Annotated in this window: 17 protein-coding genes; 16 read left to right on the plus strand and 1 reads right to left on the minus strand. The window is 43.1% G+C overall.

What is annotated here, in order from left to right:
* The first annotated feature begins 32 nt into the window (after window positions 1–32).
* From rplO to rpsI, 16 genes are all read left to right on the plus strand, one after another.
* Window positions 33–473 (plus strand): 50S ribosomal protein L15, encoded by a 441-nt coding sequence (gene rplO / locus ACVHUV_RS04970; protein ID WP_317943668.1) that lies wholly within the window; start codon window positions 33–35, stop codon window positions 471–473.
* Entirely contained in the window at window positions 473–1,765 is a 1,293-nt protein-coding gene (secY, locus tag ACVHUV_RS04975; protein WP_317943666.1) for a preprotein translocase subunit SecY, read from the plus strand. The genes rplO and secY overlap by 1 nt, the downstream gene beginning before the upstream one ends.
* A 49-nt stretch (window positions 1,766–1,814) precedes the next feature.
* Window positions 1,815–2,468, plus strand: a complete 654-nt coding sequence (locus ACVHUV_RS04980) for an adenylate kinase (protein WP_317943664.1) — start codon at window positions 1,815–1,817, stop codon at window positions 2,466–2,468.
* On the plus strand, window positions 2,465–2,896 hold the full coding sequence (locus ACVHUV_RS04985; protein ID WP_371390417.1) for a hypothetical protein: 432 nt from the start codon (window positions 2,465–2,467) through the stop codon (window positions 2,894–2,896). The genes ACVHUV_RS04980 and ACVHUV_RS04985 overlap by 4 nt, the downstream gene beginning before the upstream one ends.
* A complete protein-coding gene (infA, locus tag ACVHUV_RS04990; RefSeq protein ID WP_060203457.1) occupies window positions 2,896–3,114 on the plus strand; it encodes a translation initiation factor IF-1 in 219 nt (72 codons plus the stop codon). The genes ACVHUV_RS04985 and infA overlap by 1 nt, the downstream gene beginning before the upstream one ends.
* A gap of 40 nt (window positions 3,115–3,154) precedes the next feature.
* Window positions 3,155–3,268, plus strand: coding sequence for a 50S ribosomal protein L36 (gene rpmJ / locus ACVHUV_RS04995; RefSeq protein WP_076758849.1), 114 nt, complete (start codon window positions 3,155–3,157; stop codon window positions 3,266–3,268).
* Window positions 3,269–3,292: 24 nt separating this feature from the next.
* The gene (gene rpsM, locus ACVHUV_RS05000; RefSeq protein ID WP_317943661.1) at window positions 3,293–3,658 is read left to right on the plus strand and encodes a 30S ribosomal protein S13; all 366 of its coding nucleotides are present in this window, start codon (window positions 3,293–3,295) and stop codon (window positions 3,656–3,658) included.
* Window positions 3,659–3,683: 25 nt separating this feature from the next.
* Window positions 3,684–4,073, plus strand: a complete 390-nt coding sequence (gene rpsK / locus ACVHUV_RS05005; protein WP_239430248.1) for a 30S ribosomal protein S11 — start codon at window positions 3,684–3,686, stop codon at window positions 4,071–4,073.
* Window positions 4,074–4,208: 135 nt separating this feature from the next.
* The gene (locus ACVHUV_RS05010) at window positions 4,209–5,153 is read left to right on the plus strand and encodes a DNA-directed RNA polymerase subunit alpha (RefSeq protein WP_317943659.1); all 945 of its coding nucleotides are present in this window, start codon (window positions 4,209–4,211) and stop codon (window positions 5,151–5,153) included.
* Window positions 5,154–5,183: 30 nt separating this feature from the next.
* Window positions 5,184–5,564: a 50S ribosomal protein L17 gene (rplQ, locus tag ACVHUV_RS05015; protein ID WP_317943657.1), complete on the plus strand. Its 381-nt coding sequence runs from the start codon at window positions 5,184–5,186 to the stop codon at window positions 5,562–5,564.
* Between the two features lie 397 nt (window positions 5,565–5,961).
* On the plus strand, window positions 5,962–6,807 hold the full coding sequence (locus tag ACVHUV_RS05020; RefSeq protein WP_317943797.1) for an energy-coupling factor ABC transporter ATP-binding protein: 846 nt from the start codon (window positions 5,962–5,964) through the stop codon (window positions 6,805–6,807).
* Window positions 6,783–7,652, plus strand: a complete 870-nt coding sequence (locus ACVHUV_RS05025; RefSeq protein ID WP_462086302.1) for an energy-coupling factor ABC transporter ATP-binding protein — start codon at window positions 6,783–6,785, stop codon at window positions 7,650–7,652. Before ACVHUV_RS05020 ends, ACVHUV_RS05025 begins: the two co-directional genes overlap by 25 nt.
* A complete protein-coding gene (locus tag ACVHUV_RS05030; RefSeq protein ID WP_317943653.1) occupies window positions 7,652–8,455 on the plus strand; it encodes an energy-coupling factor transporter transmembrane component T family protein in 804 nt (267 codons plus the stop codon). The genes ACVHUV_RS05025 and ACVHUV_RS05030 overlap by 1 nt, the downstream gene beginning before the upstream one ends.
* The gene (gene truA, locus ACVHUV_RS05035; protein ID WP_317943651.1) at window positions 8,456–9,202 is read left to right on the plus strand and encodes a tRNA pseudouridine(38-40) synthase TruA; all 747 of its coding nucleotides are present in this window, start codon (window positions 8,456–8,458) and stop codon (window positions 9,200–9,202) included.
* 169 nt (window positions 9,203–9,371) lie between these two features.
* Window positions 9,372–9,809 (plus strand): 50S ribosomal protein L13, encoded by a 438-nt coding sequence (rplM, locus tag ACVHUV_RS05040; RefSeq protein WP_317943650.1) that lies wholly within the window; start codon window positions 9,372–9,374, stop codon window positions 9,807–9,809.
* 19 nt (window positions 9,810–9,828) lie between these two features.
* Window positions 9,829–10,221: a 30S ribosomal protein S9 gene (gene rpsI / locus ACVHUV_RS05045; protein ID WP_317943648.1), complete on the plus strand. Its 393-nt coding sequence runs from the start codon at window positions 9,829–9,831 to the stop codon at window positions 10,219–10,221.
* Window positions 10,222–11,219: 998 nt separating this feature from the next.
* Here the strand turns inward: rpsI and ACVHUV_RS05050 are convergent.
* The gene (locus ACVHUV_RS05050; protein ID WP_462086303.1) at window positions 11,220–12,158 is read right to left on the minus strand and encodes a nuclease-related domain-containing protein; all 939 of its coding nucleotides are present in this window, start codon (window positions 12,156–12,158) and stop codon (window positions 11,220–11,222) included.
* Between the last annotated feature and the right edge of the window lie 362 nt (window positions 12,159–12,520).

Below are 12,520 nucleotides of genomic sequence, written 5' to 3' on the forward strand. Positions count from 1 at the left end.
TTAGATTTTCAGAATAAGGAGGTGCCGATAAGATGAAATTACACGAGATGAAACCAGCTGAAGGCGCACGTAAATCACGTAAACGCATTGGTCGTGGAATCGGTTCCGGTACAGGGAAAACTTCCGGTAAAGGTCATAAAGGGCAAAACGCTCGTTCTGGCGGAGGCGTTCGTCTTGGATTTGAGGGTGGACAAATTCCACTTTTCCAAAGACTTCCGAAGCGTGGATTTACGAACATTAACCGTAAAGAATACGCAATCGTGAACTTGGACGTACTTAACCGTTTTGACGAAGGTACCGAAGTTACACCTGAATTGTTGATTGAAACTGGAATCGTGAGCAATGAAAAATCAGGAATTAAGATTCTTGGCAATGGGACTCTTGAGAAAAAGATTACTGTCAAAGCTCATAAATTCTCTGCTTCTGCAAAAGAAGCGATCGAGAAAGCGGGCGGGCAAACTGAGGTGATTTAATGTTTCAGACAATCTCCAACTTTATGCGCGTTAGAGATATCAGGTCTAAAATCATTTTCACACTACTAGTGCTCATCGTATTCAGACTAGGATCTTTCGTTCCAGTCCCAAACGTTGATGCCACGGCTTTACAACAGTCAAACAACTCATTCATTAACCTCTTGGACACATTTGGTGGTGGTGCGTTAGGTCAGTTCTCCATTTTTGCGATGGGAATCATGCCGTACATCACTGCCTCCATCATTGTGCAATTATTGCAGATGGATGTTGTTCCGAAGTTTACTGAATGGGCGAAGCAAGGCGATGTCGGTAGACGGAAGCTTGCGCAATTTACAAGATATTTCACAGTCGTTCTTGCTTTCATTCAAGCGATTGCCATGTCATTTGGATTCAACCAAATGTTTGGTGGTACGTTGATTAAAGATGAAGGAATTGCTACATATGTAGTAATTGCGATTGTGTTAACTGCGGGTACTTCTTTCTTGCTATGGCTTGGTGAGCAAATTACTGCAAAAGGTGTTGGTAATGGGATTTCCATTATTATCTTTGCGGGAATTGTCTCAGCAATTCCAACGTCATTGTCACAGTTGTATGCATCCCAAATTCAAGATGCGGGTGACGCGTTGTATATCCGTATTGCAATGATGGTATTGTTGTTGATTGTTGTATTAGCAATCATCGTCGGAGTGATTTACGTACAAGAAGCACTTCGTAAAATTCCAATTCAATATGCAAAACGCATGACTGGTCGTCAACAATCGTCGGCTGGACAACAAACTCACTTGCCATTGAAATTGAATGCTGCAGGAGTTATTCCAGTAATCTTTGCGGTGGCGTTCTTCATTACACCACAACAAATTGCTAATTTCTTTGGAGAAAACAGTGTTACGAAATTCATCGCGCGGACATTTGATTACAATGAACCGATCGGGATGATCTTGTATGTAGCACTCATTCTTGCCTTCACGTATTTCTATGCATTCATTCAAGTGAATCCGGAAAACATGGCAGATAATCTGAAGAAACAAGGCGCGTATATTCCTGGCATTCGTCCAGGTCAAAACACGCAAGATTATTTAACAAGCACTTTGTATAGACTGACATTTGTCGGCTCGATTTTCCTAGCTGTCGTTGCAGTCATGCCAATTCTTTTCATAAACTTGGCTAGCCTTCCACAGTCCCTTCAAATTGGAGGAACAAGCTTGCTAATCGTCGTCGGGGTTGCCCTTGAAACGATGAAACAGCTTGAATCACAACTTGTGAAAAGGCATTACAAAGGGTTCATGAAATAATATTCAACTCAGGTTTTCCTGTTTTGAATACGGATGGAGGGCAAGACGTATGAATATCGTCTTAATGGGTCTGCCGGGTGCCGGTAAAGGTACACAAGCAGACAAAATTGTCGAGAAGTACGAAATCCCTCATATTTCTACAGGCGATATGTTCCGTGCTGCTATTCAGGAAGGCACGGAACTTGGAGTCAAAGCAAAATCGTTCATGGATCAAGGTGCTCTTGTTCCTGATGAAGTGACAATTGGTATCGTTCGTGAACGATTAAGCAAATCCGACTGTGATAATGGATTCTTACTTGATGGTTTTCCAAGAACAGTTCCTCAAGCAGAAGCACTCGATGCGTTGCTTTTGGACATGGGACGGAAAATTGAGCATGTGCTTAACATCAAAGTAGAAAAAGATGAACTTATCGCTAGATTGACCGGTCGCAGAATTTGTAAAGTATGCGGCACATCCTACCACTTACAGTTCAATCCACCTAAGGTTGAAGGTGTATGTGACAAGGATGGCGGGGAACTTTATCAGCGAGCGGATGACAATCCGGAAACTGTCACGAACCGTCTGGAAGTAAATATGAATCAAACAGCACCGCTCTTAGCGTTTTATGACAATAAAGGCGTGTTGACGAATATAGATGGTCAAAAAGACATCAATGATGTTTTTAAAGACCTGGACGCGATCTTACAAGAGAGTGGCCAGTGATCCTTTCCGGACGCAATTCATGCACGCCATATTGTGGGCAGCATCGCACTATTGCACGGAAAGAACGTTTAATTAACGAGCTGCAAAAGCATATGGTGCCCGGTATAGGAATTGGTGATCATCCACTAGTAGAACGTTTTTGGGACGTTGTACATGCAAATATTCATTTCGGTGGATATAATGTAGAATGTGTCCGGAAATATTCCGCAAAGTTGGAGTGCACCAACGGCAATCCTGTCGTTTGTGTCTTTTCCGATGCGATTTTCCACAACAAAAGTCGGGGACTGACTAACGGGAAACGAAGTGTGACAGACGTCTTTCGAACATCACTCATGCAATCCGGACATATGTTGAAGGAAGCTTTGAAGGCGACAGTTGCCGCTCGATGGTTAAGACCTTTATTGGATATAGAAGGGAGACAGGATTGATGGCGAAGGACGACGTAATTGAAGTTGAAGGTACCGTAGTCGAAACGTTGCCGAACGCGATGTTCAAGGTGGAATTGGAAAACGGTCATACGATTCTTGCACATGTTTCAGGCAAGATCCGCATGCACTTTATCCGTATCCTACCTGGTGACAAAGTGACGATGGAACTCTCACCTTATGATTTGACACGCGGTCGTATCACATACCGTTTCAAATAAAACTTTTGCAACTCCGGAATATTGAAGGAGGTTGGGTAAGATGAAAGTAAGGCCATCTGTAAAACCGATCTGTGAAAAATGTAAAGTTATTCGCAGACGCGGCCGAGTAATGGTAATCTGTGAAAATCCAAAACATAAACAAAGACAAGGCTAATACAAAGGGAGGTGCACAATCTATATGGCACGTATTGCTGGTGTAGACGTACCGCGCGATAAGCGCGTAGTCATTTCATTGACATACATTTTTGGAATTGGTAAAACAACTGCACAAAAGATCCTAGCTGAAGCTGGTATTTCTGAAGATACTCGCGTTCGCGATCTTACTGAAGCAGAACTTGATAAAATCCGTGAGCAAATCGACGGTTTGAAAGTTGAAGGGGACCTTCGTCGTGAAACTTCTTTAAACATCAAACGTTTGATGGAAATCGGAAGCTTCCGTGGAATCCGTCACCGTCGTGGATTACCTGTTCGTGGACAAAACACGAAAAACAACGCACGTACACGTAAAGGTCCTAAACGGACAGTTGCTAACAAGAAGAAATAATAGGTAAAGGAGGTTTTTCGTAGACATGGCACGTAAACAACAAACTCGTAAACGTCGTGTGAAAAAGAATATTGAAACTGGTATTGCACATATCCGTTCGACGTTCAACAATACAATCGTAACGATCACTGATAGCCACGGGAATGCCCTTTCTTGGTCTAGTGCAGGTGCATTAGGATTCAGAGGATCTCGTAAATCAACTCCGTTTGCTGCACAAATGGCTGCTGAAACAGCTGCTAAAGCTGCTATGGAGCACGGCTTAAAGTCTTTGGAGGTTACTGTTAAAGGACCAGGTGCTGGTCGTGAAGCTGCTATCCGTTCACTACAAGCTGCAGGTCTTGAAGTAACTGCTATTAGAGACGTAACTCCGGTTCCGCATAACGGTTGCCGCCCACCAAAACGTCGTCGTGTGTAATGGTTTGTTTTCCAATTGATTGAGAAGCACAATTTTTGGCAAAAATGATTGTGTGATTGCATGGTGATCGTATTTGATAATCGATTTCAATATGGAACGGCCACTATACTAGACGTTTTGAAGGAGGGTAAATAAATGATCGAGATTGAGAAACCGAAGATTGAAACAGTTATGATCAGTGAAGATTCCAAGTTTGGTAAGTTCATTATTGAACCATTGGAACGTGGATACGGAAATACTTTAGGGAATTCCTTGCGCCGCGTGCTTCTTTCATCATTGCCAGGAGCTGCCGTGACATCTATCCAGATCGACGGAGTTCTTCATGAATTCTCTACAATTGAAGGTGTCGTTGAAGACGTTGCAACAATTATTTTGAATGTGAAGAAACTTGCTCTTAAAATCTATTCAGATGACGAGAAAGTGATTGAAATAGATGTAAAAGGTGAAGGCAAGGTGACTGCTGCAGACATTACTCATGATAGTGATGTCGAAGTATTAAATCCTGATCTTCAAATCGCCACACTCGGCAAGAACGGCCATTTACGTATGCGTATGTATGCTGTTCGTGGGCGAGGCTATGCACCTTCTGATCAAAACAAACGTGAGGATCTTGCGATTGGTGTAATTCCGATCGACTCTATTTACACTCCAGTTTCACGCGTCAATTTCCAAGTCGAGAATACTCGTGTAGGTCAAAGTACGAACTTTGATAAGTTGACGTTTGATATTTGGACAGATGGTAGCATCGGTCCGAAAGAAGCTGTTTCGCTCGGAGCCAAAATCCTGACGGAGCATCTTAACATCTTTGTTGGCATGACAGACGAAGCACAATCTGCAGAAATCATGGTAGAAAAAGAAGAAGACCAAAAAGAAAAAGTGCTTGAGATGACTATCGAAGAGCTCGATCTTTCTGTTCGCTCTTATAACTGCCTGAAACGTGCAGGCATCAATACAGTCCTCGAACTTGCAAACAAGTCAGAAGACGAAATGATGAAAGTGCGCAACCTGGGCCGTAAATCACTTGAAGAAGTGAAGGCAAAATTGGACGAGTTGAACCTTGGGTTACGCTTGGAAGATTAAGAACATATAGATTGAGGGAGGGAAACTTCTATGGGTTACAGAAAACTTGGACGCACAAGTTCACAACGTAAAGCAATGCTTCGCGACTTAGCGACAGACCTTATCGTACATGAGCGCATCCAAACAACTGAAGCGCGTGCGAAAGAATTGCGTTCAGTCGTTGAAAAGATGATCACTCTTGGTAAGCGCGGTGACTTGCATGCACGCCGTCAAGCTGCACAATTCATCCGTCGCGAGTTGGTGACAACTGCGGACGAAGAAGGTAATGAGAAAGAAATCTTTGCACTTCAAAAATTGTTCGATACTGTTGCACCACGTTACGCAGATCGCCAAGGCGGTTACACACGTATTATGAAGATGGGACCTCGTCGTGGAGACGGAGCACCTGTTGTCGTAATTGAACTAGTATAATGCGGAGGGCGCCTGCCTAGACGCGATAGGCATAAGACGAATTGGCGAAGCGGCGCTTTTTGCCGCGCACTGCCGAGACGGCTTATGACCCGAGCGTTTGGCGCCAGAAGCTGGAATGTAAAAACACAAGGGTGTGTCTGTCATACGCACAGCCACACCCTTTTCATCAATAATGATTTATACGACAAATATTAAAAGCTGAGTGTTACGATCGACAGTATAGCTGATCGGTCTAGCTCTACGCATCTCATCCGCTGATAAGGATTGAGCACCCATTATCAGAATAGAATTGAGCGCATTTCTTCGGATGAGGTGCGCGCTTTTTTTATTTATTCTCATGAAATATTATAGAATTCAATCTTTATACATAATCGAAGAAATGCCGGGGGTGAAAGATGTGAAAGAAATTTTATCGTTGGATCATGTGTCGTATACATATGAATCAGATGAGACAAATCCACGTAAGGCGATAGATGATGTATCGTTCACAGTCCGTGATGGTGAGTGGATTGCAATAGTTGGCCACAACGGATCAGGCAAGTCGACGCTAGCAAAACTTATGATTGGACTGCTTTTTCCGGAAGAAGGAGAAGTGAACGTTTTCTTAGAGCAGTTAAATGCAGACACACTATGGTCAATTCGTTCTAAAATGGGAATTGTATTTCAAAATCCAGATAACCAGTTTGTCGGTTCCACAGTACAAGATGACGTTGCATTCTCTTTAGAAAATAACGGAGTCCCTTTTGAGGAAATGGTGCCTCGTGTGTATGATTCATTGGCACAAGTGAAAATGGAAGGGTTTCTGAATCATGAACCTCATCATCTTTCCGGTGGACAAAAACAACGTGTCGCCATTGCTGGAGCGCTTGCGATGCAACCGAAGCTATTAATTCTTGATGAAGCGACGTCAATGCTTGACCCACAAGGTAGAGATGAAGTAATTCGTGTCGTTGATGACTTAAAACGCACGACCGGTTTAACCGTTTTATCTATTACGCATGACTTAGAAGAAGTTTTAAGGGCGGATCGAGTCATTGTGATGAATAAAGGAAAATTAATGATGACAGGCAAACCTGAAGAGATTTTTGCACATGGTGAAGAACTTGAAGCAATCGGTTTGGATTTGCCATTCGCTTACCGTGTGTCAAAATCGCTACGGGAACATGGTGTGCAACTTCAAGGTGAACATATGACAGAAGAAGAGTTGGTGAATGAGTTATGGACATCTCACTTCAACAAGTAGGCTACTCCTATGCGAAAGGTACGCCTTTTGAGAAAAAGGCATTGTATGAAGTTAATGCGACAATAAAGTCAGGATCCTATACAGCTGTAATCGGCCATACCGGATCAGGGAAATCGACGTTATTGCTCCATTTAAATGGATTGCTAAAGCCGACGGAGGGTGTCGTACAAGTTGGCGATATAAAAATAACATCTGAGACAAAAGGGAAAGAGTTGAAATCTATCCGTCAGCACGTTGGAATTGTTTTTCAATTTCCCGAACACCAACTTTTTGAAGAAACAGTCGAGAAAGATATTATGTTCGGTCCTTTGAATTTCGGGGTGCCTGTGGAAGAAGCGAGAGAACGGGCACATGCGCTGATCAAGTTGTTAGGCCTACCAGAGGATGTTGCGGAAAAATCTCCATTCGACTTATCGGGTGGGCAAATGCGGCGCGTGGCCATTGCAGGTGTTCTGGCGTTTAAACCGTCCATTCTCATTTTGGATGAACCAACAGCTGGATTGGATCCAAGAGGACGTAAAGAAATTATGGAACTGTTTCATCGGTTGCATGAGGAGGAGAATCTTACAACGATTCTCGTCACACACAGTATGGAAGATGCCGCAAAATATGCCGATCAAATTCTAGTCATGCATGAAGGTCGTTCTGTAATGGCTGGACCGCCGAAAGAGGTGTTTGCGGATGCGGACAAGCTAAAGACGTACAGACTCGGTTTACCGCGTTCTGTGGCATTCCAGAGGGACATAGAAAAGTTGTTTGGCAAACAGTTGAACATGTTAGCACTGACAGAAGAACAATTGGCTGCTGCGATTGCAGAAGCGCTTACGAAAGAAGGTGAGCGTTAATGCTAGAAAAAATGATTTTTGGCCGATATGTACCTGGTGATTCATTCGTCCATAAATTGGATCCAAGATCAAAACTTCTATTTGTTTTTATGTTTATCATCGCAGTGTTTCTAGCGAATAATACAGTGACCTATAGCTTGTTGTTAGTATTTACGTTGTTCATCATTTTCGTCGCCAGAATCCGTCTCTACTTTTTATTCAATGGCTTAAAACCGATCTTATTCCTTATCATTTTTACGTTGCTCATGCACTTCATTTTCACAAAGGAAGGCGCATTGCTGTTTGAATGGAAGTTCATAAAAATTTACGAAGAAGGGATTCGACAAGGGATTTACATTTCTGTCCGTTTCCTCGTCCTCGTGTTAATGACGACCATTTTGACACTTACAACCTCTCCAATCTCAATCACAGATGGTATGGAGACACTATTGAATCCTTTTAAGAAATTGAAGTTACCTGTCCATGAGTTGGCATTGATGATGTCGATTTCTCTTCGTTTCATTCCAACCTTAATGGATGAAACGGATAAAATACTAAAAGCTCAGCTTGCTCGAGGATCAGATTTGACGAGCGGTACCATTAAAGAACGTATACGAGCTGTCGTTCCACTACTTGTGCCGTTATTCGTCAGTGCATTCAAGCGTGCAGAGGATCTGGCCATCGCCATGGAAGTGAGAGGGTATCGGGGCGGAGAAGGAAGGACACGTTATCGACAATTGAATTGGCAAGGTCGCGACACGTTTACTATGCTCGTGTTTGTCTTGCTTGTTGCAGCACTCTTCCTGTTAAGAGGAGGCAGTTAAATGAAACGTGTAAAAGCTACAGTCGCATATGATGGAACAGGTTACGCGGGGTACCAATATCAACCGAATATGCGCACCGTTCAATCGGTCATCGATAAAGCACTTGTCAAACTGCATAAGGACACATCGATCTATTCGGTTGCAAGTGGTCGAACGGATGCAGGCGTTCATGCTTGGGGCCAAGTGATTCACTTCGATACACCTCTTAACCTGCCGCTAGATCGATGGCAGATGGCATTGAATGTTTTATTGCCAAAAGATGTACGCATCGTTGACACCGAATTTGTCAGTGATGACTTTCATGCACGCTATTCTGCAACCGGCAAAACGTATTTGTACAAGTGGTCGTTAAGTCGAATACAAAGTCCGTTTGAACGCAATTATGCAGTGCATTTAGGCAAATGGACACCTGACATCGAACGGATGCGGGCAGCTGCACAGTACGTCATTGGTACACATGATTTCACAAGTTTTTGTTCATCAAAAACGGCTACGGAAAACAAAGTGCGGACTGTACGAGAATTAACGCTTGAAAAACAAGGTGAAGAGTTGCTCATGACAATCGAAGGCGACGGATTTTTGTACAATATGGTTCGTACAATTGCAGGCATGCTTTTTGCGGTCGGCATCGGTTGGAACGAGCCATCGGACATGAAGGAAATCCTTGAAGCAAAAGACCGGAAAAAGGCCGGAAAAACCGCACCAGCACACGGTTTGTACTTGATGAGTGTCACCTACGATGACTGAGTCAACTTTTCCAGGTGTTTTCTCACAAAACACTTGACTTATTACTGAATTCAATATAAGATGATAAATGGTATTTCAATAACCCCACAATAAGCCCCGGAAAGTTTATTTGTGTTTAGGGATAGAGAAAACAACGGAACAGATTGATATTTTTAGGAGGAAACAATACATGCGTACAACATTCATGGCTAAAGGTCACGAAGTAGAGCGTAAATGGCTCGTTGTCGACGCTGAAGGACAGACGCTTGGACGTCTTGCTTCTGAAGTTGCATCAATTTTGCGCGGCAAACATAAACCTACGTTCACACCACACGTTGACACTGGCGATCACGTAATCATCATCAACGCTGAGAAGATCCAATTGACTGGGAATAAATTAAAAGATAAGATCTACTACCGCCACTCTGGCTACACTGGTAGCATCAAACAACGTACAGCTCTAGAAATGCGTACAAACTATTCAACTAAAATGTTGGAACTTGCGATTAAAGGGATGCTTCCAAAAGGCCCTCTAGGTCGTCAAACAATCAAAAAACTTCATGTCTATGCTGGAGCAGAGCATCCACATGCGGCACAAAAACCAGAAGCATACGAGCTTCGTGGATAATTAAGAGGAGGAAACACCTTTGGCACAAGTACAATATATCGGCACTGGCCGTCGTAAAAGCTCAGTAGCTCGTGTACGTCTCGTTCCTGGCGAAGGCAAAATTGTCGTCAACAACCGTGACGTAGAAGACTACGTACCATTCGAAACACTTCGTGAAGTGATCAAGCAACCACTTGTCGCTACACAAACTCTTGGCAGCTATGATATCCATGTAAACGTCAATGGCGGCGGATACACTGGACAAGCAGGCGCTATCCGTCACGGCGTAGCACGCGCTCTACTTACTGTAGACCCTGACTTCCGTGGCGCTTTGAAATCAGCAGGATTGCTTACACGTGACCCACGTATGAAAGAACGTAAAAAATACGGTCTTAAAGGCGCACGTAGAGCTCCTCAGTTCTCGAAACGTTAATCTTGTATTATTGCAGAGCCCTTTCCCGACTTTGTTGGGAAAGGCTTTTTTTGGCGTTTGTATATAGTTTATGGTCGTTATTGATTTAGGAAGTATTGCTTGTAAAATGTGAATTCGTCATGAAAAGAAGGTTACGGGTTAAATAGAAGTGTTTTAAATGCCCGTTAGAGCAGAAAATTGTTGCTCGCGGTCAAATAGAAGTGTTCTAAATGCCCGTGAGCGCTGAAAACCGCAGCTCGCGGTCAAATAGAAGTGTTCTAAATGCCCGTGAGCGCTGAAAACCGCAGCTCGCGGTCAAATAGAAGTGTTCTAAATGCCCGTTAGCGCAGAAAACTGTTGCTCGCGGTCAAATTAGAAGTGTTCTAAATGCCCGTTAGAGCAGAAAATTGTTGCTCGCGGTCAAATAGAAGTGTTTTAAATGCCCGTGAGCGCAGAAAACCGCAGCTCACGGTCAAATAGAAGTGTTCTAAATGCCCATTAGCGCAGAAAACTGTTGCTCGCGGTCAAATAGAAGTGTTCTAAATGCCCGTTAGAGCAGAAAATTGTTGCTCGCGGTCAAATAGCAGTGTTCTAAATGCCCGTTAGAGCAGAAAATTGTTGCTCGCGGTCAAATAGAAGTGTTTTAAATGCCCGTGAGCGCAGAAAACCGCAGCTCGCGGTCAAATAGAAGTGTTCTAAATGCCCGTGAGCGCAGAAAACCGCAGCTCGCGGTCAAATAGAAGTGTTCTAAATGCCCGTGAGCGCTGAAAACCGCAGCTCGCGGTCAAATAGAAGTGTTTTAAATGCCCGTGTGTGCTGAAAACCGCAGCTCGCGGTCAAATAGAAGTGTTCTAAATGCCCGTGAGCGCAGAAAACCGCAGCTCGCGGTCAAATAGAAGTGTTCTAAATGCCCGGTAGCGGTGAAAACCGCAGCTCACGGTCAAATAGAAGTACTCTAAATGCCTGTTAGAGCTGAGAATAGTTGCTATAGGTCAATTAAACCTGAGATATAGTCAAATTTAGTTAGTTGTAGAGTCTATTAGAATTTTATCAACAAAATATCTATGTCTCCTCAATCCCTTGGGTGTGTAGTTTTGGCCGAGCACTCTTCTTATCGTCTTAATTGAAACATCACTCCCGCACCAATCCCACACTTGCCTCGTAGTGATCATCCTATCCGGGAACAGTAGCCGTAATTCCTCAATACTACGCAGAATGCTGTCATCCACAACTTCGGACAACCCGCAATTTTTACAACTCATGAAACGACTATCCTTCTGTTCCATAAAAGTAAAGCAAGAGCTGCAGAGGATTCCTTTCTTCAATTCTTCATACGCATAATGCGGAACTCGAACATACGGTGATTTTGGCAGATGAAGCTTCAGTAATCCTTCAGCAAGCTGGAGATGTTTTGCGCTCAAGGAAGAAGGAACTTGTTCCAGACGCTTCATGAATCGCTTTAACTGTGTTGGTAAAATGATTGGCGTATCCACTGGTGCTTGCAGGAGCGTAAATTCTGGGTTGATAAAAGCGAGATAGCCTTTGATTGACAAGTTGCTACTTTTTAGCATGGATCGCAGAAGAGCGATACTCCGATTCAGCTGATGCAACGGGTTTATAATTTCCTGGTTATTGGAAACTAGGCGGAACGTGCCCGCATCGTACACAAATTCTCCTTCGTAATTCTTTACCTCAAAGAGCAATATCTCCTTTTCCGAAATTAGCATTGTATCAATTTGAAAAACAGAATGGTTGTGCTCGAAACAGATGTCATGCAATAGGTAGGCATCTGATTGCAAGGATTCGATAAGATGAATAAATTGATCTTCTCCTTCTAATCCTTTCGACAAGTTCACAAAGCGCTTAAACTCATTTTCCACTAACGCAACACGGCTATGGAGTGAGCGCAGTATGCTCAACTCGGTTGCCGATGAACGCGCCTTTATAACATATGTCAACGTCCAACAGCTCCTGTTCATTTATTTAAATGGGTAAAAGTGTTAAGGAGAGAAAAGTATGCTAGGGAGATTATGGTGATAGCATTTATGGGGGACTATCTTATCTCTCATGTTCGACATCGAAGTGAAAATACCTGCTAATTCAAAATACATATTGAATCCGAAAAGGAAATTAAGAAATGTTAAACTGTCAACAAACCAGTTACAAGTTACGCAGATAATGACTATTGATGAGGAATGAAAACGGCTGTTGCTGAATTAATAAATGAATTATTAAAAATGGGTCAAACCTGATGTTTCCGCAATCCCTATAAAGCGGAAATACGATTTAATTATCGTGCGAAAAAGTGTGAAATAAGATA

This window comes from Sporosarcina saromensis, from assembly GCF_054901285.1.